The following is a 21,616-nucleotide window of genomic DNA, read 5'->3' as shown; positions in this document are numbered from 1 at the left end:
CCGTCCCGGCATCGCCCTGCCGGGCCCGGGACGGCCTGATCCAAAGGCGCCCACCCGGGGTGAGGCCTGCCTCGCGCAGCTGGTGCAAACCGGTTTTCAGCAGCCAGCCTATTCCTTGAAACTCAGCTCGGTCAGCAGCTTGCGGACGGCTTCTGCGGGTTCTGACAGCGGCAGGTTGGCCGAGGTGCAGATCGCCATATGCACCGCCATCACCGGCTTGCGGATCCGGTAAGAGGCAAGCTCGGGCATCCGGCGCAGAAACGGCAGGGTCGCCGAACGCGGCAGGATCGTGCCCCCCAGCCCCTGCGCCAGCGCCCCCGCCAGCACCGAGGGGGATTCCGTCTGCGCCACGACATCAGGATGCAACCCCAGCCGCCCGAGCGCCGTATCCACGACCTGCCGCAGCGTGTGAATGCGCCCCGGCAGCACCAGCGGCCCCGAAATCGCCTGCTCCAGCGTCACCTCGGCGTCCTCGGCCGCCATCGGACGGGCGGTCAGCAGATGCAGATCCTCGCTGAAGAAGGGCTCCAGCTGGGTGCCGGGAATGGCGCCGGGATTGAAGATCAGCGCCATGTCGGTCTTGCCCGCCATGATCTGTTCGCTGATGCTGCCGCCGCCGACGCTTTCGTTGATATGCAGCACGATGCCGGGATGGCAGCGGCGGACCTCGCTCAGCAGCGCCGGCGCCAGCGCCGCGCCCAGCCCCAGCGGCGCCAGCGCCACCGTGACGACGCCCGCCAGGTCCTCTCCGGCGCCGCGGACCTCCAGCAGGGCCTGGTCCAGCTGCTTCTGGATCGTCAGGCAGTGGCGGTACAGCATCCGCCCCGCCTCGGTCGGCACGACGCCGCGCTTCGAGCGCACCAGCAGCGGCTTGCCGAAATGCTGTTCCAGCGCCGCGATCTGCTGGCTGAGGGCGGGCTGGGCGATGTTGAGAAGGCTGGCCGCCCGCGTGATGCTGCCAATGTCAATGACCTTCGCAAAAGCCTGAAGCCTCCGGGTATCCATCTGCCTGCTTTTTAACCTCTTTGCGCCGCTTTTGGAAGATTTACCATCTTTTTGAAAACGCATAACAAAATGCAATCATATCAGATGGAAGTCGTCTTTTGCGCCACGGATTTGACCATTTAGCCTGAGGGCATAAACCAGAACCGCGAGAGCTGCATCCCGGAAAATCCACTGCCGTCGGCGGTGCGGGATCCGTTTCTCCGACAACCGGGAGACTTGTATGTCGATCATTCGGAACCTTCTTCTCGGCTCTGCGCTGGCCGCAGGCCTTGGCGCTTCGGCACAGGCCGGCACGCAGCTGAACCTGTCGGACGTCCTGCCCGAGAGCAATTTCATGGTCTCCAACGCCCAGACCTTCGCCGAAGCCGTCGACAAGGCGACCCATGGCGATGTCACGATCAAGGTCTATGCGGCCGGCTCGCTGGGCTTCAAGGGGCCCGATCAGATGACCGCAGTGCGCGACGGGCTGGTCGACATGGCCGACATCAACCTGTCGCAGCAGGTCGGCCTGAACCCGATGTTCGGCGCCGAAGGCGTGCCCTTCCTGATCACCTCGATGGATCAGCTGCGCGCCTATCACAAGGTCCTGCGCCCCGAGCTGGACAAGCTGGCGGCGAAGTACAACCAGAAGATCCTCTACATGGTGCCCTCGCCCGCGCAATACGTCTACCTGAAGAAGAAGATCGACAAGATCGACGACTTCCGCGGCATCAAGGTGCGCGGCGCCGACAAGAACACCGTCGAGATCATCACCGCCATCGGCATGGACGGCGTGATCATGCCCTGGGGCGAACTGCTGCCGGCGCTGGCTTCGGGCCGGGTCGAGGGCGTGGCGACCTCGGCCACCTCGGGCGTGGACGGCAAGTTCTGGGAATTCCTGCACTACATCTACCCGACCAACCACACCTGGGGCTCGAACGCGGTCACCATCAGCCTCGACAAGTGGAAAAAGCTGTCGCCCGAGGACCAGGCCGCCATCGAGAAGGTCGCGGCCGATCTGGAGCCCAAGTTCTGGGACATCTCGCGTCAGGGGGATGTGGACAGCCTGAAGACCATGACCGAACACGGCATGGAACTGGTGCCGCTGTCGGACAGCCTGAAGGCCGAGATCGCCGAGCGCGCCAAGACCGTGCAGGCCGATTTCTTCAAGCGCACGCCCCAGGCCGAACCCATCGTCGCGGCCTTCCGCAAGGCAGAGGAAAGCAAGTAACATGACCTTCAGCGAAGACATGGGACGCAGGTCCGGGCTTCGCGGCGTGGCGGCCGTCCTTCAGGGGGCGGCCGACCTGGCGGCAATGGCGGGGGGATGGCTTGCCGCCATCTGCATTGCCGCGCTGACGCTGCTGGTGCTGACGGATACCCTTCTTGCCGCAATCAGCCGGGTGCTGCCCTCGGTGCCCTCCAGCACCGGGATCGGCTGGGAATACAGCGCCTACCTGATGGGCGCGGCCTTCCTGCTGGGATCGGGGCTGACGCTGCGGGCGGGCCTGCAACTGCGGGTCGAGATCGTGCTGTCGAACGTCGGACGCGGCCTGGCCCGCCTGCTGGAGCTGTTCGCCGCAGCCCTGGGCAGTGTCGTCACCGTGTCGCTGACGATCTGGCTGATCCGCTTCACCTTGCGCAACCACGGCTACGGAGAGGTTTCCCAGGACAGTGGCACGCCGGTCTGGATTCCCCAGGCCGTGCTGTCGTTCGGGATGCTGCTGCTGGCCTTCCAGATGGTCGCCCGGCTGATCTCGGGGATTGCGGGCCTGCCGCTCGACAAGCCCGAACTGGGTGCCGCAACTGCCATCGAATGACCGGCCCCGGGGCCGACGCTTCCAGACTTAAGGACATATCATGGGCGCGATCTTGACGGGGCTCTTCGGGCTTCTTTTCGGAACACTGGCCACCGGCAGCTGGATCGGCATCTCGCTGCTGGCGACGGCGATCGGGCTGGCGATGATGTTCACCGGCCTGCCGGTGGACCGGCTGTTCCCGCAATACCTCTACAACACGCTGACCACCGCCGACCTGCTGGCGCTGCCGCTGTTCATCCTGATGGGCGAATTCCTGTTCCGCACCCGCCTGTCGGCGGCGCTGTTCACCGGCCTTGCCCCCTGGGCGGGCCTGATCCCGGGCCGGCTGCTGCATGTCAACATCATCGGCTGCTCGATCTTCGCGGCAATTTCCGGGTCTTCCGCCGCCACCACCCAGGTCGTCGGGCGCATGACCCTGAAAGAGCTGACCGCACGCGGCTATTCCCCCGAGATCGCCGTCGGATCGCTGGCCGGGGCCGGCACGCTGGGCTTTCTGATCCCGCCCTCGACGGTGATGATCATGTATGGCGTGCTGGCCAATGAATCGGTGCTGCGCCTGTTCACCGCCGGTTTCCTGCCGGGCATCCTGCTGGCCTCGGTCTTTGGCGCCTACATCATGATCCGCACCACCCTGAAACCGGAACTGGTGCCCGAAAGCGAACGCGCCCTGCGCCACATCCCCTTCGGCCAGCGCATCGCCGCGCTGAAGGATCTGGCCCCGGCGCTGTTCCTGATCCTGTGCGTGCTGGGTTCGATGTACGGCGGTCTGGCGACCCCGTCCGAAGCGGCAGCCCTGGGCGTGGTCGGCGCCTTCCTGGTCACGCTCTTCCAGGGGGCGCTCAGCCTGCGGATGCTGCGCGACGTGATGTTCGGCGCGGTGCAGACCTGCTCGGTCATGGGGATCATCATCGTCGGCGCCTCGATCATGGGGACGATCTGTTCGACCCTGGGGATCCCGGCGGCCGTCGCCGATGCCGTCACCGCATGGCACCTGCCGCCGCTGGCGCTGATCGTGGCGCTGATCGCGCTTTATCTGATCATGGGCACGGCGCTGGAAGGGTTTTCCATGATCGCGACCACCCTGCCGGTGGTGCTGCCGCTGGTCGAGGCCGCCGGTTTCGACAAGGTCTGGTTCGGCATCTTCATGGTTCTGGTGGTCGAGATGGCCCAGATCACCCCGCCGGTGGCCTTCAACTTTGCGGTGATCCAGAACATCACCGGCCACAGCACCGGCTACATCGCCCGCGTCACCTTCCCCTTCCTGCTGATCATGATCGCCTTCGTGATCCTGCTGGCGGTCTTCCCGCAGATCGTTTCGGTGCTGCCGAACCTGCTGCTGGGCTAAGGCCCCCCTTCGGACAGGAAAAAGGCGCGGCCCTTGCGGGTCGCGCCTTTGGCGTTTCAGGAAAGCGGGATCAGACCAGCGCGGCGCAGGCGGTCTGGATGCGGTCGCAGGCCTCGGTCAGCACCTCGATCGAGGTCGAGAACGAGATCCGGAAATACGGCGACAGCCCGTAGGCCGAGCCCTGCAGCGCCACCACGCCCACGTCCTCCATCAGGTAGAGCACGAAATCCTCGTCCGTCTTCAGCACCTTGCCGCCGGGGGTCGTCTTGCCGATGACGCCCGCACAGTTCGGGAACAGGTAGAAGGCGCCATCCGCCGGGCGGCAGGACAGGCCGGGAATGGCGTTCAGCCGGGCCACCACATAGTCGTGACGTTCGCGGTAGATCGCCACCATCCGATCGACATCCGCCCGCGGGCCGGTCAGCGCGACAATGGCCGCCGCCTGGGTGATCGAGGACGGGCAGGACGACATCTGCCCCTGCAGCTTGTTGATCGCATCGGTCAGCACCTTCGGCCCCACCGCATAGCCCAGACGCCAGCCGGTCATCGCGTGGGATTTCGACACGCCGTTCACCACCAGGGCGCGCCCGGCCAGGGCGGGCACGGCGGCGGCGATGCTGACGGGGGCGAAGTCGGCGAACCAGATGCGGTCGTAGATTTCATCGCACAGCAGCCAGACATGGGGGTGGCGTTCCAGCACCGCACCAAGCGCCTGCAGTTCGGCGCGGGTATAGGCGGCGCCGGTCGGATTCGAGGGGCTGTTCAGGATCAGCCAGCGGGTCGCCGGGGTGATCGCGGCCTCCAACGCCTCGGGCGTCAGCTTGAAGCCCTGCTCGGCCGGGCAATCGACGATCACGGGCGTGCCGCCGTTGCAGATCACCATATCCGGGTAGCTGACCCAGTAGGGCGCGGGCACGATCACCTCATCGCCTACGTCGATGGTGGCCATCAGCGCCAGGAACAGGATCTGCTTGGCACCGCCGCCGATGCTGATCGTGTCCATGGTCGCGCTCAGCCCCCGCGTGGCGTAATCGGCGATGATGGCGCGCCGCAGCTCGGGCGTGCCGTTCACCGGCGTATAGCGGGTCTGGCCGGCGCGGATCGCGGCAATCCCGGCCTCGCAGACGGCTTCGGGCGTGTCGAAATCGGGCTCGCCCACGGTCAGGTCGGTAATGCTGCGTCCGGCGGCCTTCAGGTCGCGCGCCTTCTGCGACGCGGCCAGGCTGGGCGAGATCCGGATGTCGGTGACGCGGCGGGCAATTTTCAGCGTAGTCAAGGTGTCCTCGCATGACTTCAGGGGAAAGGGCTGTCGCAGTCTACCGCCCGCCGCAGGGCCCGGGTTGTCGCAACTTGGTCTGTGGTCATAGGCGATTGCAATGGCCCCGCCCGAGCCATTGCAATTGACACTGACATCATTCCCGGAACGCGGTGGTAATCTGATTTCAAAGGAAAATTACTCTCAACAGGACCTGCTTGCCCCATGTCGATCACTGTCGATGAGCTGATCGCGCAGATGCGCTGGATGGCTGACCATGGCCTTGCCGAATTCTCCCGGACCGATGGCGATCAAAGCCTGCGACTGGTGCGTGGCGCCCCTGCCGCGGTCTTGGACCCGATCTTGGGCCCCATGCCTGCCGCAGCCCCGGCCCCCACGCAACCCGCCGCCCGGGTCGCGACCGCCCCCCTGTCGGGGCTGTGCCACCTGTCCCCGGAACCCGGCGCGACACCCTTCGTCGCCGTCGGCGATACCATCGCCCCAGGTCAGACCATCTGCATCCTCGAGGCGATGAAGGTGATGACCCAGGTCCCCGCCGAAACCGACGGCCGCGTCGCGGAAATCCTGGTGGCGGATGGCGCAAGCATCGACGCCGGCGCCCCGATCCTGAGACTGGAGGCCTGATCATGGACACTGTTCTTGTCGCCAACCGGGGCGAGATCGCCCTGCGCATCATCCGCGCCTGTCGCCGCCTGGGCCTGCGCGTGATCGCCGCCCATTCCGAAGCCGACCGAGGTGCGGCCTGGCTGTCGCTGGCGGATGGGTCGATCTGCATCGGTCCCGCCGCCGCCCAGGCCAGCTATCTGAACATTCCCGCCCTGATCGCCGCCGCCCGGCTGACCGGCGCGACGATGATCCATCCCGGCTATGGCTTTCTGTCGGAAAATCCGGATTTCGCGCAGGCCGTGGCCGAAGCGGGCCTGACCCTGATCGGCCCTTCGGCGCCCGTGATGCGGCGGATGGGTGACAAGGTGTCGGCCAAGTGCAGCATGATCGCCGCCGGGGTGCCCTGCGTGCCCGGTTCCGAAGGCGTGCTGCCCGAAGACCCCGCTGCCCAGGCGGCTCTGGCCGAACAGATCGGCTATCCGGTGATCCTGAAGGCTTCGGGCGGGGGCGGCGGGCGCGGAATGCGCGTGGTGCACGAGGCCAGCGAACTGGCACAGGCCGCGATGCTGACCCGTCAGGAATCCGGGCGTTTCTTCGGCAACCCCGATGTCTACATGGAAAAGTACCTGCAACGTCCGCGCCATGTGGAGATTCAGGTGATCGCCGACAGCCATGGAAAGGCGCTGTGGCTGGGCGCGCGCGACTGTTCCATGCAGCGCCGTCACCAGAAGCTGATCGAAGAGGCCCCCGCCCCCGGCATCGACCCCGCCCAGATCGCCGCCATCGGCGACCGCTGCGCCGCTGCCTGTGTCGAGATCGGCTATGTCGGCGCGGGCACCTTCGAATTCCTCTATGAAGACGGGCGTTTTTTCTTCATCGAGATGAACACCCGCATCCAGGTCGAACATCCCGTCACCGAGATGGTCAGCGGCCTCGATATTGTGGCACTGCAGATCGAGGTGGCGCGCGGCGCCGCCCTGCCGCTGGATCAGGCGCAGGTGCAAAGCCTGGGCCATGCCGTCGAATGCCGCATCAATGCCGAACATCCCGACACGTTCGTCCCCAGCCCCGGCCGCATCACCCGGCTGCATCTTCCCGGCGGCCCCGGCCTGCGCGTCGACACCCATATCACCAGCGGCGAGGTCATCCCCGCCCAGTACGATTCCATGATCGGCAAGGTCATCGCCCATGGCGCGACAAGGGACGAGGCGCTGGACCGGATGCGTGCGGCGCTGGCGGAAATGACGGTCGAAGGGCCGCATACCAACATCGCCCTGCACCGCCAGCTGATCGAGGACCCGGGCTTTCGCGCCGGGGGCGTCAGCATCCACCATCTAGAGGGGCTGTTGGCCGAAAGGGCAAAGGCATGACCGGCCGTCTGACGCTGATCGGCAGTCGCGCCGTCCTCTATGAGCGTGACTGCCCCTTCGATCTGAACCATCAGCAGCGCTTCTGGGCGATGGCCGACGCGGCGGGCCACTGGCCCGGCCTGCGCGAAGCCATCCCCGGCATGACCAACCTGACCCTGCTGCTGGATCAGGTGCCCGAGGCGCTCGGGCCCATTCGGCAGCGTCTGGATGCCCTGTGGGACAGTGGCATGTCGCGCCCCGCCGAGGGCCGGCTGCTGGAGATCGACACCACCTATGGTGGCGAAGGCGGTCCGCATCTGGCCGATGTGGCCCGGATGACCGGGCTGGACATCGACACCGTGGTCGGGCTGCATTCCGCCGTCACCTATACCGTCTTCGCCGTCGGCAGCCACGCGGGCTATTGCTATCTGGGGGGGCTGGACCCACGTCTGGCGACCCCGCGCCGTGCCGTGCCACTGCCGCGCCTGCCGGCCGGATCGCTTTCGGTTGCGGGGCTTCAGACCGGCATGTCGGCCTCGATGGGCCCCAGCGGCTGGAACACCATCGGCCATGGCGATGTGTCCTTCTTTGATCCCTTCCGCCAGCCGCCTGCGCTGTTGCGTCCCGGGGATCGCATCCGCTTCAACCCGGTAGAGGTGATCGCATGATCGAGGTCGTGATGCTGCCGCCGCTGGCCAGCGTTCAGGATGCGGGCCGCGATGGCTACTGGTCGCAGGGCCTGGGCCGCGCCGGGGCGATGAACCTGCGCGCCCATCAGGTGGCGAACCTGCTGCTGGGCAACCCGCCCGAGGCCGCCACGCTGGAAATCCCGCTGACGCCCGCCCGCCTGCGCTTTGTGGCCCCCACCGCCTTTGCCCTGTGCGGCGCCGCCTGCGATGCGCATCTGGACGGACATCCCTTGCCGCGCTGCTGGGCCGGCCATGCCCCCGCCGGGGCCGAGCTGACCCTGGGCCCGCAGCGCGAAGGGGGCGGCGTCATGCTGGCCCTGCCCGGTGGCATCGACGTGCCGTTGGTGCTGGGGTCGCGCTCGACCCAGCTGCGAGAGCATTTCGGCGGCCACCAGGGCCGCGTGCTGGCCCCGGGCGACCGCCTTTCGGCCCTCGGCCCCCAGCCGCACCTGCCGAAAGGTGGCCTTGGCCTGGCAATGCCGGACCCGGACCGCGATGCAGACGGAGCCGTATGGCTGCGTGCCCTGCCCGCGACCGAACTGGGCGAATTCTCTGACGCCGCACGCCGCGATTTCTGGTCCACCCCCTATGCGGTGACCACGCAAAGCAACCGCCAGGGCTTCCGGCTGGAGGGTGCGATGCTGGAGCGGACCTCCTCGGCGGAACTGCGTTCGCATGGGATCGTGCCGGGGATCGTGCAGGTGCCCAATGGCGGCCAGCCGATCATCCAGCTGGCCGACAGCGCCACCATGGGCGGCTATCCCAAGATCGCCGCCGTCATCGAACCCGATCTTTGGCGCATTGCCTGCTGCCGCCCCGGCGACAAGGTCCGCTTCCGCCAGGTCGATCTGGCCGAAGCGGCCCGCGCCATGGCCGAAGACACCGCCCTGCTGGCCAATTGGGCCACGCAGATCGCCGCCCTTACCCTGCTGGAGACCCGCTGGTCATGACCCCGACCCAACCCGAGCTGGACCTGCTGGTCGCCGCCATGCGGCAGACCGGCGTCACGGATCTGTCCCTGACCACCGGTCCCGATGCGCTGGTGCTGAAGCTCTCGCCAGAAGCGGCACCCGCCGCGCCCCCCGCCGCGCCCCCCGTCGCGCCCCCCGCCCCCGTCGCCGCCCTCAGCCCCGGCCTTGGCCGCTTCGTCCCCCGCGGCGCGGGCGACGGCCTGACGCCGCTGACCGAAGGCGATCAGGTCGGCGCGGATGACATCCTGGGCTATGTCGCGCTTGATGCGCTGCGCATGGCCGTGACCAGCCCTGCCGCCGGCCGCATCACCGGCACCCTGCCCGAAGACGGCCGCATCACAGGCCACGGCGACCCCCTGTTCCTGCTGGAGACCTGCGCATGAGGATCGACCTGAACTCGGATCTGGGCGAGGGCTTCGGCCCCTACCGCATTGCCGAAGACGAAACGCTGATGCCGCTGATCACCTCGGCCAACGTGGCCTGCGGGTATCATGCGGGCGATCCGGTCATCATGGACCGCACCATCCGGCTGGCCCGCGATCACGGCGTCGACCTGGGCGCCCATGTCAGCTTTCCCGACCGCATGGGCTTTGGCCGCCGCAAGATGGACATGGCCCTGCCGGAACTTGAGGCCCATATCCTCTACCAGATCGGCGCCCTGTCGGCGCTGGCGGGGCGCGCAGGCCATCGCATCACCCACATGAACCCCCATGGCGCCCTGGGCAACCTGGCCTCGGCCGAGCCCGAGATCGCCGCCGCCGTCGCCCGTGCCACGCTGGATTTCGACCCCGAGATCGCCTTTCTGGTGCTGCCCGGATCGGCGCTGGAACAGGCCGCGGCCGGCATGGGCGGCCATTGCGTGCGCCTGTTCCTGGCTGATCGCGGCTATACCGCCGACGGCCAGCTGGCCCCGCGCGGCACGCCCGGCGCGCTGATCAAGGACCCCGAGGCCGTGCTGGCCCGCGTCATCCGCGTCATCGAGACCGCCCGGATCGACACCACCGAGGGGACCGAAATCGCGATGCCCGTTGACTCGATCCTGCTGCATTCCGACACCCCCGGCGCCGTCGACATGGCGCGCCTGATCCGCGGCGGCCTGCTGGCCCGCGGCATCACCCTTCAGCCGATCTCTGGCTGAGCCCACATTCAAGACAGGACCCAACCGATGGCCTTTTCCGATTATTCCTCCGCGCTGGTCACCGGCGCTTCCGGCGGCATGGGCCGGGGCATTGCCGAACGTCTGGCCAGCAAGGGCCTGACGGTCCACGCCCTGGCACGCAACGCCGCCGCCCTGCAAGAGCTGGCCCAGACCCCCGGCATCGTGCCCCACGTGATCGACGTGACCGATCTGCAGGCCGTCACCGCGCTGGTCTCGGGGCTGCAGATCGACGTGCTGGTCAACAACGCCGGCGTGTCGCGCCCCGGCAGCCTGCTGCAATCCGACGCCTTCGCCATCGACGAACAGATCGACGTCAACCTGCGCGCCGCCCTGCACCTGTGCCGGCTGATCCTGCCCGGCATGATGGACCGTGACCGTGGCCATATCGTCAACATCACCTCGATGGCGGGGCATTACGAATTCGGCGGCCACATCGCCTATCACGCCACCAAGTCGGCCATGCACACCGTCTCGCGCCAGCTGCGCGTCGATGCCTTCGGCCGCCGCGTCCGCGTGACCGAGATCAGCCCCGGCCGGGTGGAAACCGACATCTTCGCCCGCGTCGAAAAGATCGACCCCGCCGAGGCCAGGCGCAAGTATTTCGAGGGCTTCGAGATGCCGCAGGTGTCCGACATCGCCGATGCGGTGGAATATGCCGTCGGCACCCCGCATTACGTCAACATCAACCTGATCGAGCTTCTGCCCACCCTGCAGGTGCCCGGCGGCCTGCGCACCGCCAAGCGCGTGGGTGACGAGGTCATCCTGACCGGCAACAAGTGAGCCCGCGCAGGGAGGCCCTGAGATGAGCGTGAAACGCGGCATCAGCCTGAAAATCGCCGCCACCCTGTCGACGGTCGCCATGTGGGCCTGCGTGCGCGGCCTGCATGGCGCCATCCCGACCGGAGAGGTCGTCTTCTTCCGTTCGATCTATGCGCTGCTGCCGCTGGTGATCTGGTACACGCTGAAGGGACGGCTGCGCGAGGTGACGCGCACGACATCCCTGATCGGCCATTTCGGGCGCGGCCTGTCGGGCACGGGGGGCATGTTCTTCAACTATCTGGCGCTGGCCTTCCTGCCATTGGCCCAGGCCACCGCCTTCAGCTACAGCGTGCCGCTTTTCACGGTGATCTTCGCCGCGACCCTTCTGGGGGAAACCGTGCGCCTCTATCGCTGGAGCGCTGTGGCCATCGGCCTGCTGGGCGTGCTGGTGATGCTGCTGCCGGGTCTGATGAGCGGCGGCGACACCGCCGGTGACGCCCGGGGCTTCGTGCTGGGTGCGGGGGCGGCGCTGGCGGCGGCGGCGTGCTCGGCGCTGTCGCTGATCCAGATCCGCCACATGACGGGCACGGAAACGCCGGGCGCCATCGTCTTCTGGTTCGCCGTGCTGACAACGGTGATCGGCGGGGCGACCTGCGTCTTCGGCTGGAAGATGCCGGACATGACGCAGTTCCTGCTGCTGACCGGATGCGGGCTGTTTGGCGGGCTGAACCAGCTGCTGCTGACGCTTGCCCTGCGCGAGGCCCATGCCTCGCTGCTGGCGCCGTTCGAATATGTCACGATGATCTGGTCGGTGCTGGTGGGGATGGCGGCCTTTGCCACTGTTCCTGATCTTTGGACCCTGATCGGTGCGGTGATCGTTGCCGCCTCCGGCATGTTCACACTCTGGCGCGAGACCAGACTGAGACGGGCGGCGCAGGGGGCGACCTGAGGCCCCATCGCAACGCCGCATCGACCCGCCGGGCAGAAACGCCCGGCGTTTCGCACGATGGGGGCCGGAACGTCGGCAGGCGGCAGGCGGCTTCTGCGCCCCAGACAGCGGCTGCCGGTCACTCCGGCTGCGGGCGCCACTCTCTGGCCCGAACAGGCCCGTGCGGATACGGCGCAATCTCCCTGAAGCAGTGGAAGGCACGGTCGGGCTGCCGCCATCACGCAGCTTTGCCCCCGCCGCCACGACGCCGAAGGACTTGCTGCGGGGGGCGCCGGCGGGCAGGATCCGTGCCAGCCCGCAGGGCCGCCGACCTTTGGCATTTCCGTCCATGCCCGATTTCCCTCCATGCCCGGCACCGGCAGGATCGCCATGTCGTGGCCCGGCAGCCTGTCTGCCTGGCGGAAGCCGCGCCCTGCAGGCGTCCGCATCAGGCGGGTCTTGGGGGCCTCCTCGCTGTCCCTTTCCATGGCGCACGGCAACCCGCCCGCGGCAGACATGGGCAGGATCCAGTGATGCGGATGAGGATACGCCCCGATGGAACCGCAGGGGACATGCGGGACCGGTCTGTCCGCCCGTTCGCACCGATGCTGCGGGTCGGGCCAGGACGGGATGCGGAACCCCGATCCCGCCCCCTGCGGCCCGGTGTGACGGGGCGCGTCACGGCGCCTCGTCCAGTGCCGGATAATCGGTATAGCCAGCGGCACCGCCACCGAAATAGCTGGCGCGATCAGCCGCGTTCAGGGCGGCACCAGCCCTGAGCCGTGCCGGGAAATCCGGGTTGGCCAGCACGAATTGCCCATAGGATTCAACATCCGCAAGCCCCGCTGCCACATCGCTGCCCACATCGGACAGGGCCCGGCCCGGCCGGTTCAGGATCAGCACCTGGTTCCAGAGCGCGTGCAGGTCCCGCAGCAGGGCTTCGTTGCCGATGTGCATGAGGTGGACATAGGCCAGCCCAAGGCCGTTCAGCTCCTTGACGAGGTAGCGATAGAGGTCCGGGCCCTCGGGGCCTTCGTCCAGACCACCCAGCGTCGCCCCCGGCGACAGGCGGATGCCGGTGCGCTCGGCGCCGATCTCCTGGGCCACGGCACGGGCCACCTCGATGGCAAAGCGGGCGCGGTTCTCGATCGGGCCGCCATAGGCATCGGTGCGGATATTGGCGTTCGGCGCCAGGAACTGCTGGATCAGATAGCCATTGGCACCGTGGATCTCGACCCCGTCGGCGCCAGCTTCGATGGCGCGGCGGGCGGCAAAGCGGAAATCGTCCACGACGCGGGCGATCTCGGCCGTGGCCAGGGCGCGGGGACGGGGCACCGGTTTCAGCCTGCCTGCGGTAAAGATCTGGTCGGCCGGCGCGATGGCCGAAGGCGCCACAGCCTGCGCCCCGTTGACATTGTCGGGATGCGACGTCCGCCCGACATGCATCAGCTGGATGAACAGCCGCGACCCGGCCGCGTGTACGGCATCGCTGACCGCGCGCCAGCCGGCGACATGGGCATCGGTGTAGATGCCCGGGGTGAAGATATAGCCCTGCCCCTCGTCCGAGGGCTGCGTGCCTTCCGCGATCAGCAGGCCCAGACCGGCACGCTGTGCATAATACCGGGCGGCCAGCGGACCGGGCGTGCCATCGGGTTCGGCGCGTGAACGGGTCATCGGGACCATGGCCAGCCGGTTCTTCAGCGCAACGGCACCCAGGGTGACGGGGGTCCAGATATCGGTCATGAGACTTTTCCTTTGCCTTGGAGCGCCCGAAGGGGCGCTGTCCTTGGAACCGAATTAAGTGTTCCATATGGATCTTTGATAGCCCGTGAAATGAAACACGGTGGTCCGTAGATGAAACAGATGAACCTTGAAGCGCTGTCGCTTTTTGTCGCCGTGGCCCGGCTTGGCGGGCTGAACGTGGCCGCCAAGGATACCGGGGTGCCAAAGGCCACCCTGTCGCGGCGCCTCCGCGAGCTGGAGGCCGGGCTGGGCGCCATCTTGCTAGAGCGCAGCAGCCGCGGCATGGTTCTGACCGAAGCGGGACGGACCCTGTTCGACCGCTCGGCACCGCTGCTGGCCGGTCTGGCCGAGGCCGGGGCCGAAGTCAGTGCCCGCGACGGGAAGGTGCGTGGCCATCTGCGGGTCTCGGTGCCCGCGCTGCTGGCGCGTTTCGGGATTGCCGATTTCGCGGCCAGCTTCCTGCGACGCTACCCGGCGGTCACGCTGGAAATCGACATCGACGACCGTTTCATCGACCCGGTCCGCGACGGCTATGACCTGGTCATCCGCGCCAACCCCGCGCCGGACACCGGCCTGGTCGGGAAATGCTTTCTGCGGACCCGGGGGAAACTGGCGGCAGCCCCCGCCATGACATGCCCCAGCCAACAGGACAGCGACGTCGATGCCGTGGTGTTGTCTGCCGTCAGCGGACAGGTGGAATGGATCGCCATGCAGGGCGGAAAGGAAATCCGGCTGCGCCCACGCGAGGTCTTGCGCTGCTCGTCCATGATGATGGTCTACGAGGCCGTGGTCGCCGGGGCCGGTGCGGGGATCCTGCCCGAGTGGCTGGCGCATCGCGACGTCGCGGCCGGCCGGCTGGTCAGTTGGGGCAGACTGCCGGAGGGGCCCCTTGGCGCCTGGGTGCTGCATCCGCCCACGCATGTGCCCAACCCCAAGCTGCGCGCCTTCACCGAGGCCATCGTGGAATATTTTCGCGACAACCAAACCAGCTGAACCTGGCGCTGTTGCACGGATCCCCTGATGGGCTTTGCCCCGCGCCTCCGGCAGCGGCCGACCCGAACGACCAGAAACCGGCCTGCCTGCACCACAGCGCGCGGGCGATCCGGGTCCTGCCCACGGCTTGGGGGCTGCCGCGCCGACGGGCAAGGGCAGTCGCCAGCAGGCCAGGGCCATGCGCGCGCCCTGAGCTGCATATCGACGAGGATGTCACCGGGCATGGCCCTGCGGCCAGGGACCGGGCGTGTCGCGCGTTTCCGGCAGCGGATCGCCCCCCTGCGCCGCCGCCAGATGGCCCCGAAGGCCTCTCTCCCGTCGTGAGGGGGCCGCTGTTGCTGGCGCGCGGCAAGGCGCATGGCCTGGCCCTGTCTTGGCCCGGGCTGGACGTCGCGGCCCGTCCTGCGGGCGGCCGACCATTGCCGGTGCCCGATCCGCAACGCCCCTGACTGATCTGCCGGACATGCGGCCTCGACAGGCCGACAGCGGCCAGGTCCCGGTCAGGGTGCACTGCAGCGGCGAACCGCTGGCCTTAGGCGCCCTGCCGGAACAGGGCGACGCGCAAGGCTCTCCAGTCCCGGGGCCGCCGCGCAGGCGTCGCCTGCCAGAGCCCTCGGAGCGTTTCGCCAAACCGGCTGGCGATCACCCCGCGCCGATTGCAGGCGGCAGACCCCACGCCTTAAACCCGCCCGATCAGCCTGCCTTGCCCCGCCCTGACAGCCCCCCTAGGCTGGCCGAGACGCAACGAAAGGCTCCCGACGATGCACCTGCGGCCCGCGACCCCGCACGATCTGCCAGCCCTGGCCCGGCTTTACGACGCCTTCTTCCTCGAGGATGGCATTGCGACGCCACCGGCCGCGGTGCGGACACATCTGGCCCAGATGCTGGAGGATCCGCGCGCGGCGATCTTCGTTGCGGAAACGGCCGGAGAAATCGTCGGCATGGCCTCGGGCAGCCTGACCTTCGGGGTGGAATTCGGCTGCGCGGCCGAGCTGGAGGACCTGTATCTGACACCGGCCTGCCGGGGCCGCGGATGGGCACGTCTGCTGGCCGGGGCGGTGCTGGACTGGGCTTCGGCACAGGGCGCGTCAGAAACCATCCTGGTCATCACCGCCCAGGCCGAGGCCGAGCAAGGCCTGACCGGTTTCTACCGCAAGCTGGGTTTCCGCGATGCCCGCCGCATCACCATGTATCGCAGCGCCCCGCAGGACGCGAGCGCCGTCGCGGCCGAACTCTCTGGCCCCGCCGATCCTGCCTGACAGGGCCTTGGCCGCAAGCCGCCTATCCCGGCACCAGCCGCTGCGGACGACTGCCCAATGCGCCTTGCACGACCTGACCGGGCGCGCCCTTTCGCCCCATCCGGGCGCAAAGCGGCACCGGCCCGGCATGGCGCGACGCTGCGCGGGTCCCCCCTTGCCGGGCCTCCCAGACGTCCCGGAGGGCCCTTGCAAACCCTGCCCTTTCAGTGCCTTGCCCCCGATCCCGGCACCGGATGCAGAAAGAAGGTGGCCACGGCCCGCCACCGGGATTAAGCCTTGGCCCGCTGCGGCGGCGCCCGATGTCCCACAGCCGCCCCCTGTACCCGCGCCCCGGAGACCCCGATGCACCGACGTCTTGCCTGCCTCAGCCTGGCGCTGCTGCCGCTGCTGCCCACCATCGCCCCGGCGGCCTCTGCGGCCCAGATCACCCTGCACAGCCGCTACGGCGAAACCCGGGTCGATCCGGCCAAGGTGCAGCGCATCGTCACCGTCGGCTACCACGAGCAGGATTTTCTCTATGCCCTGGGGCTGGCACCGGTGGGCGTGCACGAATGGTTCGGCGACCGGCCCTATGCCACCTGGCCCTGGGCCGAGGCCGCGCGGCAGGCGCTGAATGCCACGCCCTCGGTGCAGAAGGGGCTGGAAATCGATGTCGAATGGGTCTGGTCGATGAAGCCCGACCTGATCATCGCCACCTTTGCGCCGCTGGATCCGCAGGTCTATGCACAACTGTCGCACATCGCCCCCGTGGTGGCCGCCCCCGCCGACTATCCCCGCTGGGGCACCCCCTGGGATGTCGAGCTGCTGCGCATCGCCCAGGCCACCGGCCGCGAGGCGCAGGCCCGGCAGGTGATCGCGCAGGTCAACGCCGAGATCGCCCGCGCCGTCGCCGCCCATCCCGAATTCCAGGGCCACAGCGGCACCGCCGCCTCCTATGCCGACGGCCAGATCCTGGGCTATCCGCGCAGCGATGGCGGCAACCGGTTGCTGGCCGAGCTGGGGCTGCAGACGCCCGCCGCCTTCGACACCCTGTCGGGGACACGCGGCACCTTCTCGGTCAGCCCCGAGCGGCTGGACCTGTTCGACCTCGACGTGGTGCTGTGGCAGCTGGAGGGGCCGGCGCGTGCCGCCATCGAGGCCACCCCCACCTGGCCCGGCACCCGCATGGCCCGCGAGGGGCGCGCCATCTGGGCCGGGCCCGAACTGACGGCGGCGCTCAGCTTCCAGTCGCCGCTGTCGATTCCCTGGGCCCTGACGCAGCTGGTGCCGCGGATCTCGGATGCGCTGAGCGGTCGGCCCGTGCCGCCAAGCCCCTGAAGCGTGGCAGATCGGCAACAGATCACGGCCGCGATCCACCGGCACCCGCCCCACTGGGGCAGCCCAGACAGCTGTAAATCCTGACTCTTTCCCTTGGGAACCCGGGGGTCATCCTGCCACGCCCCCTCCGCCGCCCCGCACCGGCTTGCTTGTGGCCACCGTGCCGCATTGCTAAGGGCGAAACCGACATGCCGGGCCAGCCCTTGCGCCAGCCTTCCCGACCGGCATCGCGGAGCCCTCCGCGACGGCACAACGGCAAGGCGCGATGACAGCAAGATCCGAGGAACTGAGTGCGCTCTACGCGCGCGAACATGACCGGCTGGAACGCCAGATCCGGCGCCGTGTGGGCTGCGCCAGCACCGCCTCGGATCTGGTGCAGGACATCTTCCTGCGGCTGTGGGAACGCGCCACCGACTGGCGCGGCGATGGCGGGGCCTATCTGTCGCGCTGCGCCCGCAATGCCGCCATCGACCATGTTCGCGCCGAGAAATCCCGAAACGCCACCCTGGCGGGCCTGCTGCCCGAACATTACCCGGCCCCCGGTGCCGCCGCCCCGGCCGAGGCCGCGATCGCCGCCCGCCAGGACGTCGCGCGGATCGAGACCGCCCTGGCCGCGCTGCCCGACAAGACCCGCCATATCTTCCTGCTGAACCGCCTGCATGGCTGCAGCTTCACCGAGATCGCCCAGGTCATGGGCATGTCGCGCCGCAGCGTCGCCACCCACATGGCCCGCGCCACGGACGCCTGCGCCAGGATTGTGGCGGACTAGGGGGTGGAAATCGTGTATCGCCGCGCCAGCATGGGGTCCGCGCCTTTCGGATCCTCATGCCGCAAGGACCCGAAAACGCCATGACGCAGCCGCCCCCTTCCCCGGCAGACCCCGAGGCCCTGACCCAGGCCCGACGCTACCTGTCGATGCTGCGCGCGCATCCCACCGCGCGGTTGCGCGCCCGCATCCTGCACTGGCGCGAGGACACCCCCGCACACGAGGCCGCCTGGCAGCAGGCCAGCGCCGAGCACGAGGCAACCACCCAGGCCGTCCGCCGGCTGGCCCGGCAGGACGCGCCGGCAATGGCGGGCTATCTGGCCGCGGTCGACCGGCTGCGCCGGCGGCGGCGGCACGCCCGGCAGGCCCTGGCGGCGGCGGTCGCGGCCATCGCGGTGCTGGCGGGCGCCACCTGGCTGGAACGCCCCGGGCTGTGGCAGGACCTGCGCGCCAGCCATGCCACCGGACGCGGCCAGCGGCAGGACATCGCGCTGGCCGATGGCTCGCATGTGCTGCTGGATGCCGACAGCGCCATCCGCGACCGTCTGAGCGGCGACATCCGCCGCGTCGACCTGCTGCGCGGCCGCGCCTATTTCGAGATCCGCCACGACGGCCGCCCCTTCGTGGTCCATGCCGCCGGTCACGAGGTGCAGGTTCTGGGCACCGGCTTTGAGGTCAGCCTGGAGGGCACGCGCGCACAGGTGACGCTGGACCACGGCAGCATCCGGCTGCGCGACGATGCCTCGGGCACCACCACCCCGCTGACCCCGGGCGAGCGCATAGCCTTTCGTCCCGGCCAGACCGGCCCCGTCCAGCGGGTGGACCTGACCGATGCGCTGGCCTGGCGCGGCGGGCGCTATGTCTTCTATCGGGCGCGCCTTGGCGACGTGGTGCAGGAGATCGCCCGCTATCGCCCCGGCCGCATCCTGATCCCCTCGGCGGCGCTGGCGGATCTGCCGGTCACCGGCAGCTTCGCGCTTGCCGATCCACAGGCGGCCCTGGCCGCGCTGCAGGCCAGCGTCGGCTTTCGCATCACCACCCTGCCCGGCGCGCTGACGGTGCTGCGGCCCTGATCCGGGCACCCGAACAAAAATTTCGAAAATCCGCACCGAAACGCTGCACCGATCGGCCCCGGCATCCGTGAACCCATCAGGGACCGGGCCAGCCGCCCGGGCTGTCCGATCGCACGGGACAACGAACAAGAGGGTACGGGAATGAAACGATACAGTGCAGGACGCGCCGGGTGCCTGCTGGCGGCAACGCTGGCGGCGGGGATCGCGGGGCCGCAGGCGGGCCTGGCGCAGGGCCAGGTCCAGACCCAGCAGTTCCGCTTTGACATCGCGGCGCAGCCCGTGCCGCAGGCGGTCAATGCGGTGGGCCGGATCACCGGCCTGTCGGTCGTGTTCCGCGAGACCCGCCCGATCACCGCCCTGGCCCAGCCCGTCCGCGGCACGATGGATGCCGCCGCAGCCCTGGCCCGGCTGCTGACCGGCACCGGGCTGGACTACCGTTTCAGCAATCCCACCACGGTGCAGATCTATGATCCCGCCGAAGACGCCGCAGGTCTTGAGGATGACGGCGCGATCACCCTCGGGCCGCTGGTTGTGCGCAGCAAGCTGGCCTATTCCGGCGCCATCAACGGCTATCTGGCGCCGGCCTCGGAAACCGGGGTCAAGGCGGGCGCACCGCTGTCGGAAGTGCCGCAGTCGATCTCGGTCGTCACCAGCACCGAGCTGAAGGACCGCCAGCCCCGCCAGATCGAGGATGCGGTGAAATACACCGCCGGCGTCAATGCCTCGACCTGGGGCACCGATGACCGCTTCGACCAGTTCGCCATGCGCGGCTTTGACCTGGGCACCAGCTCGATCTACCGCGACGGGCTGCCGCAGAAGGCCCTGAGCTTCAGCGCCTTTTCCACCGATCCCTACATGATCGACCGGGTCGACGTGCTGCGCGGCCCGGCCGGGGTGCTATACGGCTCGAACGATGCGGGGGGCATGATCAACCTGGTCACCAAGCGCCCGACCTTTGATCGCCTGGCCGAAGCCAGCCTCAGCTATGGCAGCAACGCCACCCGCAGCGCCGCCTTCGACTGGTCGGATGCGGTGAATGCCGACCGCACCCTGGCGCTGCGGCTGACCGGCCTGCTGCGCGACGGCAGCACCGAGATGAGCAATTCGGAAAACGACCGCGGCTTCCTGGCGGCGGGGCTGACCTGGGCGCCTTCCGACAGCACCGCGCTGACCATCCTGGCGCATGTCCAGCGCGACAGCCTGACGCCGCTCGACATGTTTCCCGTCGCCGGGCAGGACTATGACACCGCCTGGGGCACGCTGCCTGCGGACTGGGCCCACCAGCAGTCGCCGTACAACCGCTTCGAGACCGAACAGCAAAGCATCGGCTGGGAATTCACCCATGATTTCAACAGCAGCCTGACCTTCACCCAAAGGCTGCGCTATGCCCACCAGACCACCGACTACCGTCAGCTGGACTATTCCTACCTGGACGAGAGCGGGGTCTATTACTATCCCTTCACCGTGCGCGACAATGCCCACACGCTGGGCCTCGACAATGCGCTGAAATGGCAGCAGCAGATGGGCGCGGCGCGCAACACCCTGGTCGTCGGCGCCGATTACCAGCGCAGCTGGTATTCCGAAACCGTCAACATGGACGACAGCACCTATCTGGTGCCCTACGACAATGCCTCGTTCGACTTTGCGGTCACGGATCCGGGCGTGTCGTCGAAGGATCGCACCACCTATACCGAAACCGGCATCTACGCCCAGGACCACGTCACCTTCGACGGCGGCACCACGCTGACCTTCGGCCTGCGCCACGCCTGGATGAAGAACACCATCAACGACCTGCTGGCCGACAGCACCAGCCGCCAGTCCAACAGTGCCACCACCGGCATGATCGGCCTGACCCATGCCTTTGCCAACGGCCTGACGCCCTATGTCAGCTATACCTCGGGCTTCGTGCAGAACGTCGGCACCACGATCGACGGAGACGCGCTGGCGCCCTCGGCCAGCCGGCAGTGGGAAACCGGCCTGCGCTACCAGCCTGACAACGGCCTGATGCTGAGCGCGGCGCTGTTCGATCTGCGCAAGACCAACGTCAAGGAATACGACCAGAACGATCCGACCTGGACCAGCTTCACCCAGGCCGGAGAGATCCGCTCGCGCGGGGTGGAACTGTCGGCGCGCGGCCAGATCACCCCGGTGCTGCAGGGGGTGGTCAGCTATACTTATCTGGATACCAAGATCACCCGCAGCTCGGATGCCAGCCTGATCGGCAACGAAAATCCCTTCGCGCCGCATCATCAGGCCTCGTTCTGGCTGGAATATGATGCGGCCGCCTGGGCCAAGGGGCTGTCGCTGGGCGCCGGTCTGCGGGTGCTCTCCAGCGCCTATTCGACCCAGGACAACCTGCGCAAGACGCCCGGCTACGGCATTGCCGACCTGTCCGTGCGCTATGCCGCGCGCGCCTTCACCGTCGATCTGGGGATCACCAACCTGTTTGACCGCGACTATTACGGCGTCTGCTACGATAGCTACGGCTGCGCCAGCGGCGAGGGGCGCATCGCCACCCTGACCGTCAGCCGGAGCTTCTGATGCCCCGCGCCACGCCCTGCGGCGTCCCCTGCGGGGGG

General features: G+C 68.3%; 20 protein-coding genes. 17 read left to right on the top strand and 3 right to left on the bottom strand.

Annotated features, from left to right (window positions below; genetic code table 11):
• Positions 1 to 108: 108 nt before the first annotated feature.
• Positions 109 to 1,005 carry a LysR substrate-binding domain-containing protein gene (locus tag AC2ITM_RS18855; RefSeq protein WP_486469964.1) on the bottom strand — a complete coding sequence of 299 codons (897 nt, stop codon included), beginning with the start codon at positions 1,003 to 1,005 and terminating at the stop codon, positions 109 to 111.
• A gap of 220 nt (positions 1,006 to 1,225) precedes the next feature.
• On the opposite strand from AC2ITM_RS18855, the gene AC2ITM_RS18850 reads away from it, so the two are divergent.
• The 3 genes from AC2ITM_RS18850 to AC2ITM_RS18840 are packed head-to-tail and all read left to right on the top strand — an operon-like array spanning position 1,226 to position 4,149.
• Positions 1,226 to 2,215 (top strand): TRAP transporter substrate-binding protein, encoded by a 990-nt coding sequence (locus AC2ITM_RS18850; protein WP_486469963.1) that lies wholly within the window; start codon positions 1,226 to 1,228, stop codon positions 2,213 to 2,215.
• Between the two features lies 1 nt (position 2,216).
• Complete coding sequence (locus tag AC2ITM_RS18845) at positions 2,217 to 2,804, top strand: TRAP transporter small permease subunit (protein ID WP_486469962.1); 588 nt, start codon at positions 2,217 to 2,219, stop codon at positions 2,802 to 2,804.
• A 40-nt stretch (positions 2,805 to 2,844) separates the two neighbouring features.
• Positions 2,845 to 4,149 carry a TRAP transporter large permease gene (locus AC2ITM_RS18840; protein WP_486469961.1) on the top strand — a complete coding sequence of 435 codons (1,305 nt, stop codon included), beginning with the start codon at positions 2,845 to 2,847 and terminating at the stop codon, positions 4,147 to 4,149.
• 70 nt (positions 4,150 to 4,219) lie between these two features.
• Here AC2ITM_RS18840 and AC2ITM_RS18835 read toward each other — a convergent pair whose 3' ends face one another.
• Positions 4,220 to 5,425 (bottom strand): aspartate transaminase, encoded by a 1,206-nt coding sequence (locus tag AC2ITM_RS18835; protein WP_486469960.1) that lies wholly within the window; start codon positions 5,423 to 5,425, stop codon positions 4,220 to 4,222.
• Positions 5,426 to 5,629: 204 nt separating this feature from the next.
• Between AC2ITM_RS18835 and AC2ITM_RS18830 the strand changes: the two genes are divergently transcribed.
• The 8 genes from AC2ITM_RS18830 to AC2ITM_RS18795 are packed head-to-tail and all read left to right on the top strand — an operon-like array spanning position 5,630 to position 11,907.
• Positions 5,630 to 6,049 carry an acetyl-CoA carboxylase biotin carboxyl carrier protein gene (locus AC2ITM_RS18830; RefSeq protein WP_486469959.1) on the top strand — a complete coding sequence of 140 codons (420 nt, stop codon included), beginning with the start codon at positions 5,630 to 5,632 and terminating at the stop codon, positions 6,047 to 6,049.
• 2 nt (positions 6,050 to 6,051) lie between these two features.
• Positions 6,052 to 7,401: an acetyl-CoA carboxylase biotin carboxylase subunit gene (accC, locus tag AC2ITM_RS18825; protein ID WP_486469958.1), complete on the top strand. Its 1,350-nt coding sequence runs from the start codon at positions 6,052 to 6,054 to the stop codon at positions 7,399 to 7,401.
• A complete protein-coding gene (gene pxpB / locus AC2ITM_RS18820) occupies positions 7,398 to 8,048 on the top strand; it encodes a 5-oxoprolinase subunit PxpB (RefSeq protein WP_486469957.1) in 651 nt (216 codons plus the stop codon). Before accC ends, pxpB begins: the two co-directional genes overlap by 4 nt.
• Positions 8,045 to 9,019, top strand: a complete 975-nt coding sequence (locus AC2ITM_RS18815) for a 5-oxoprolinase subunit C family protein (RefSeq protein ID WP_486469956.1) — start codon at positions 8,045 to 8,047, stop codon at positions 9,017 to 9,019. The genes pxpB and AC2ITM_RS18815 overlap by 4 nt, the downstream gene beginning before the upstream one ends.
• The gene (locus tag AC2ITM_RS18810) at positions 9,016 to 9,423 is read left to right on the top strand and encodes a biotin/lipoyl-containing protein (protein ID WP_486469955.1); all 408 of its coding nucleotides are present in this window, start codon (positions 9,016 to 9,018) and stop codon (positions 9,421 to 9,423) included. Before AC2ITM_RS18815 ends, AC2ITM_RS18810 begins: the two co-directional genes overlap by 4 nt.
• Complete coding sequence (locus tag AC2ITM_RS18805) at positions 9,420 to 10,178, top strand: LamB/YcsF family protein (protein WP_486469954.1); 759 nt, start codon at positions 9,420 to 9,422, stop codon at positions 10,176 to 10,178. The genes AC2ITM_RS18810 and AC2ITM_RS18805 overlap by 4 nt, the downstream gene beginning before the upstream one ends.
• A 27-nt stretch (positions 10,179 to 10,205) precedes the next feature.
• Positions 10,206 to 10,979 carry an SDR family oxidoreductase gene (locus tag AC2ITM_RS18800; RefSeq protein ID WP_486469953.1) on the top strand — a complete coding sequence of 258 codons (774 nt, stop codon included), beginning with the start codon at positions 10,206 to 10,208 and terminating at the stop codon, positions 10,977 to 10,979.
• A gap of 22 nt (positions 10,980 to 11,001) precedes the next feature.
• Positions 11,002 to 11,907: a DMT family transporter gene (locus AC2ITM_RS18795; RefSeq protein WP_486469952.1), complete on the top strand. Its 906-nt coding sequence runs from the start codon at positions 11,002 to 11,004 to the stop codon at positions 11,905 to 11,907.
• Between the two features lie 657 nt (positions 11,908 to 12,564).
• On the opposite strand, the gene AC2ITM_RS18790 is transcribed toward AC2ITM_RS18795, so the two are convergent.
• Entirely contained in the window at positions 12,565 to 13,629 is a 1,065-nt protein-coding gene (locus tag AC2ITM_RS18790) for an alkene reductase (protein ID WP_486469951.1), read from the bottom strand.
• Positions 13,630 to 13,740: 111 nt separating this feature from the next.
• Between AC2ITM_RS18790 and AC2ITM_RS18785 the strand changes: the two genes are divergently transcribed.
• The 6 genes from AC2ITM_RS18785 (at position 13,741) to AC2ITM_RS18760 (ending at position 21,578) form a co-directional block, all read left to right on the top strand.
• The gene (locus tag AC2ITM_RS18785; RefSeq protein WP_486469950.1) at positions 13,741 to 14,622 is read left to right on the top strand and encodes a LysR family transcriptional regulator; all 882 of its coding nucleotides are present in this window, start codon (positions 13,741 to 13,743) and stop codon (positions 14,620 to 14,622) included.
• A 761-nt stretch (positions 14,623 to 15,383) separates the two neighbouring features.
• Entirely contained in the window at positions 15,384 to 15,881 is a 498-nt protein-coding gene (locus AC2ITM_RS18780) for a GNAT family N-acetyltransferase (RefSeq protein ID WP_486469949.1), read from the top strand.
• Between the two features lie 342 nt (positions 15,882 to 16,223).
• Positions 16,224 to 17,198 carry an ABC transporter substrate-binding protein gene (locus tag AC2ITM_RS18775; RefSeq protein WP_486469948.1) on the top strand — a complete coding sequence of 325 codons (975 nt, stop codon included), beginning with the start codon at positions 16,224 to 16,226 and terminating at the stop codon, positions 17,196 to 17,198.
• Positions 17,199 to 17,463: 265 nt separating this feature from the next.
• Complete coding sequence (locus AC2ITM_RS18770; RefSeq protein WP_486469947.1) at positions 17,464 to 17,967, top strand: RNA polymerase sigma factor; 504 nt, start codon at positions 17,464 to 17,466, stop codon at positions 17,965 to 17,967.
• An 80-nt stretch (positions 17,968 to 18,047) separates the two neighbouring features.
• Complete coding sequence (locus AC2ITM_RS18765; RefSeq protein WP_486469946.1) at positions 18,048 to 19,037, top strand: FecR family protein; 990 nt, start codon at positions 18,048 to 18,050, stop codon at positions 19,035 to 19,037.
• 141 nt (positions 19,038 to 19,178) lie between these two features.
• Entirely contained in the window at positions 19,179 to 21,578 is a 2,400-nt protein-coding gene (locus tag AC2ITM_RS18760) for a TonB-dependent siderophore receptor (RefSeq protein WP_486469945.1), read from the top strand.
• Positions 21,579 to 21,616: the final 38 nt, after the last annotated feature.

It is taken from the genome of Pseudooceanicola sp. NS-SX9 (genome assembly GCF_057380705.1).
Note: the sequence above shows the minus strand (reverse complement) of the source record. Positions and strands in the feature narration are given on the sequence as shown.

What these genes read in the sequence shown, in the direction of transcription:
- AC2ITM_RS18855 (WP_486469964.1), bottom strand. Translation starts at nt 1,005, where the DNA reads ATGGATACCCGGAGGCTTCAGGCTTTTGCGAAGGTCATTGACATTGGC.
- AC2ITM_RS18850 (WP_486469963.1), top strand. Translation starts at nt 1,226, where the DNA reads ATGTCGATCATTCGGAACCTTCTTCTCGGCTCTGCGCTGGCCGCAGGC.
- AC2ITM_RS18845 (WP_486469962.1), top strand. Translation starts at nt 2,217, where the DNA reads ATGACCTTCAGCGAAGACATGGGACGCAGGTCCGGGCTTCGCGGCGTG.
- AC2ITM_RS18840 (WP_486469961.1), top strand. Translation starts at nt 2,845, where the DNA reads ATGGGCGCGATCTTGACGGGGCTCTTCGGGCTTCTTTTCGGAACACTG.
- AC2ITM_RS18830 (WP_486469959.1), top strand. Translation starts at nt 5,630, where the DNA reads ATGTCGATCACTGTCGATGAGCTGATCGCGCAGATGCGCTGGATGGCT.
- accC (WP_486469958.1), top strand. Translation starts at nt 6,052, where the DNA reads ATGGACACTGTTCTTGTCGCCAACCGGGGCGAGATCGCCCTGCGCATC.
- pxpB (WP_486469957.1), top strand. Translation starts at nt 7,398, where the DNA reads ATGACCGGCCGTCTGACGCTGATCGGCAGTCGCGCCGTCCTCTATGAG.
- AC2ITM_RS18815 (WP_486469956.1), top strand. Translation starts at nt 8,045, where the DNA reads ATGATCGAGGTCGTGATGCTGCCGCCGCTGGCCAGCGTTCAGGATGCG.
- AC2ITM_RS18810 (WP_486469955.1), top strand. Translation starts at nt 9,016, where the DNA reads ATGACCCCGACCCAACCCGAGCTGGACCTGCTGGTCGCCGCCATGCGG.
- AC2ITM_RS18805 (WP_486469954.1), top strand. Translation starts at nt 9,420, where the DNA reads ATGAGGATCGACCTGAACTCGGATCTGGGCGAGGGCTTCGGCCCCTAC.
- AC2ITM_RS18800 (WP_486469953.1), top strand. Translation starts at nt 10,206, where the DNA reads ATGGCCTTTTCCGATTATTCCTCCGCGCTGGTCACCGGCGCTTCCGGC.
- AC2ITM_RS18795 (WP_486469952.1), top strand. Translation starts at nt 11,002, where the DNA reads ATGAGCGTGAAACGCGGCATCAGCCTGAAAATCGCCGCCACCCTGTCG.
- AC2ITM_RS18790 (WP_486469951.1), bottom strand. Translation starts at nt 13,629, where the DNA reads ATGACCGATATCTGGACCCCCGTCACCCTGGGTGCCGTTGCGCTGAAG.
- AC2ITM_RS18785 (WP_486469950.1), top strand. Translation starts at nt 13,741, where the DNA reads ATGAAACAGATGAACCTTGAAGCGCTGTCGCTTTTTGTCGCCGTGGCC.
- AC2ITM_RS18780 (WP_486469949.1), top strand. Translation starts at nt 15,384, where the DNA reads ATGCACCTGCGGCCCGCGACCCCGCACGATCTGCCAGCCCTGGCCCGG.
- AC2ITM_RS18775 (WP_486469948.1), top strand. Translation starts at nt 16,224, where the DNA reads ATGCACCGACGTCTTGCCTGCCTCAGCCTGGCGCTGCTGCCGCTGCTG.
- AC2ITM_RS18770 (WP_486469947.1), top strand. Translation starts at nt 17,464, where the DNA reads ATGACAGCAAGATCCGAGGAACTGAGTGCGCTCTACGCGCGCGAACAT.
- AC2ITM_RS18765 (WP_486469946.1), top strand. Translation starts at nt 18,048, where the DNA reads ATGACGCAGCCGCCCCCTTCCCCGGCAGACCCCGAGGCCCTGACCCAG.
- AC2ITM_RS18760 (WP_486469945.1), top strand. Translation starts at nt 19,179, where the DNA reads ATGAAACGATACAGTGCAGGACGCGCCGGGTGCCTGCTGGCGGCAACG.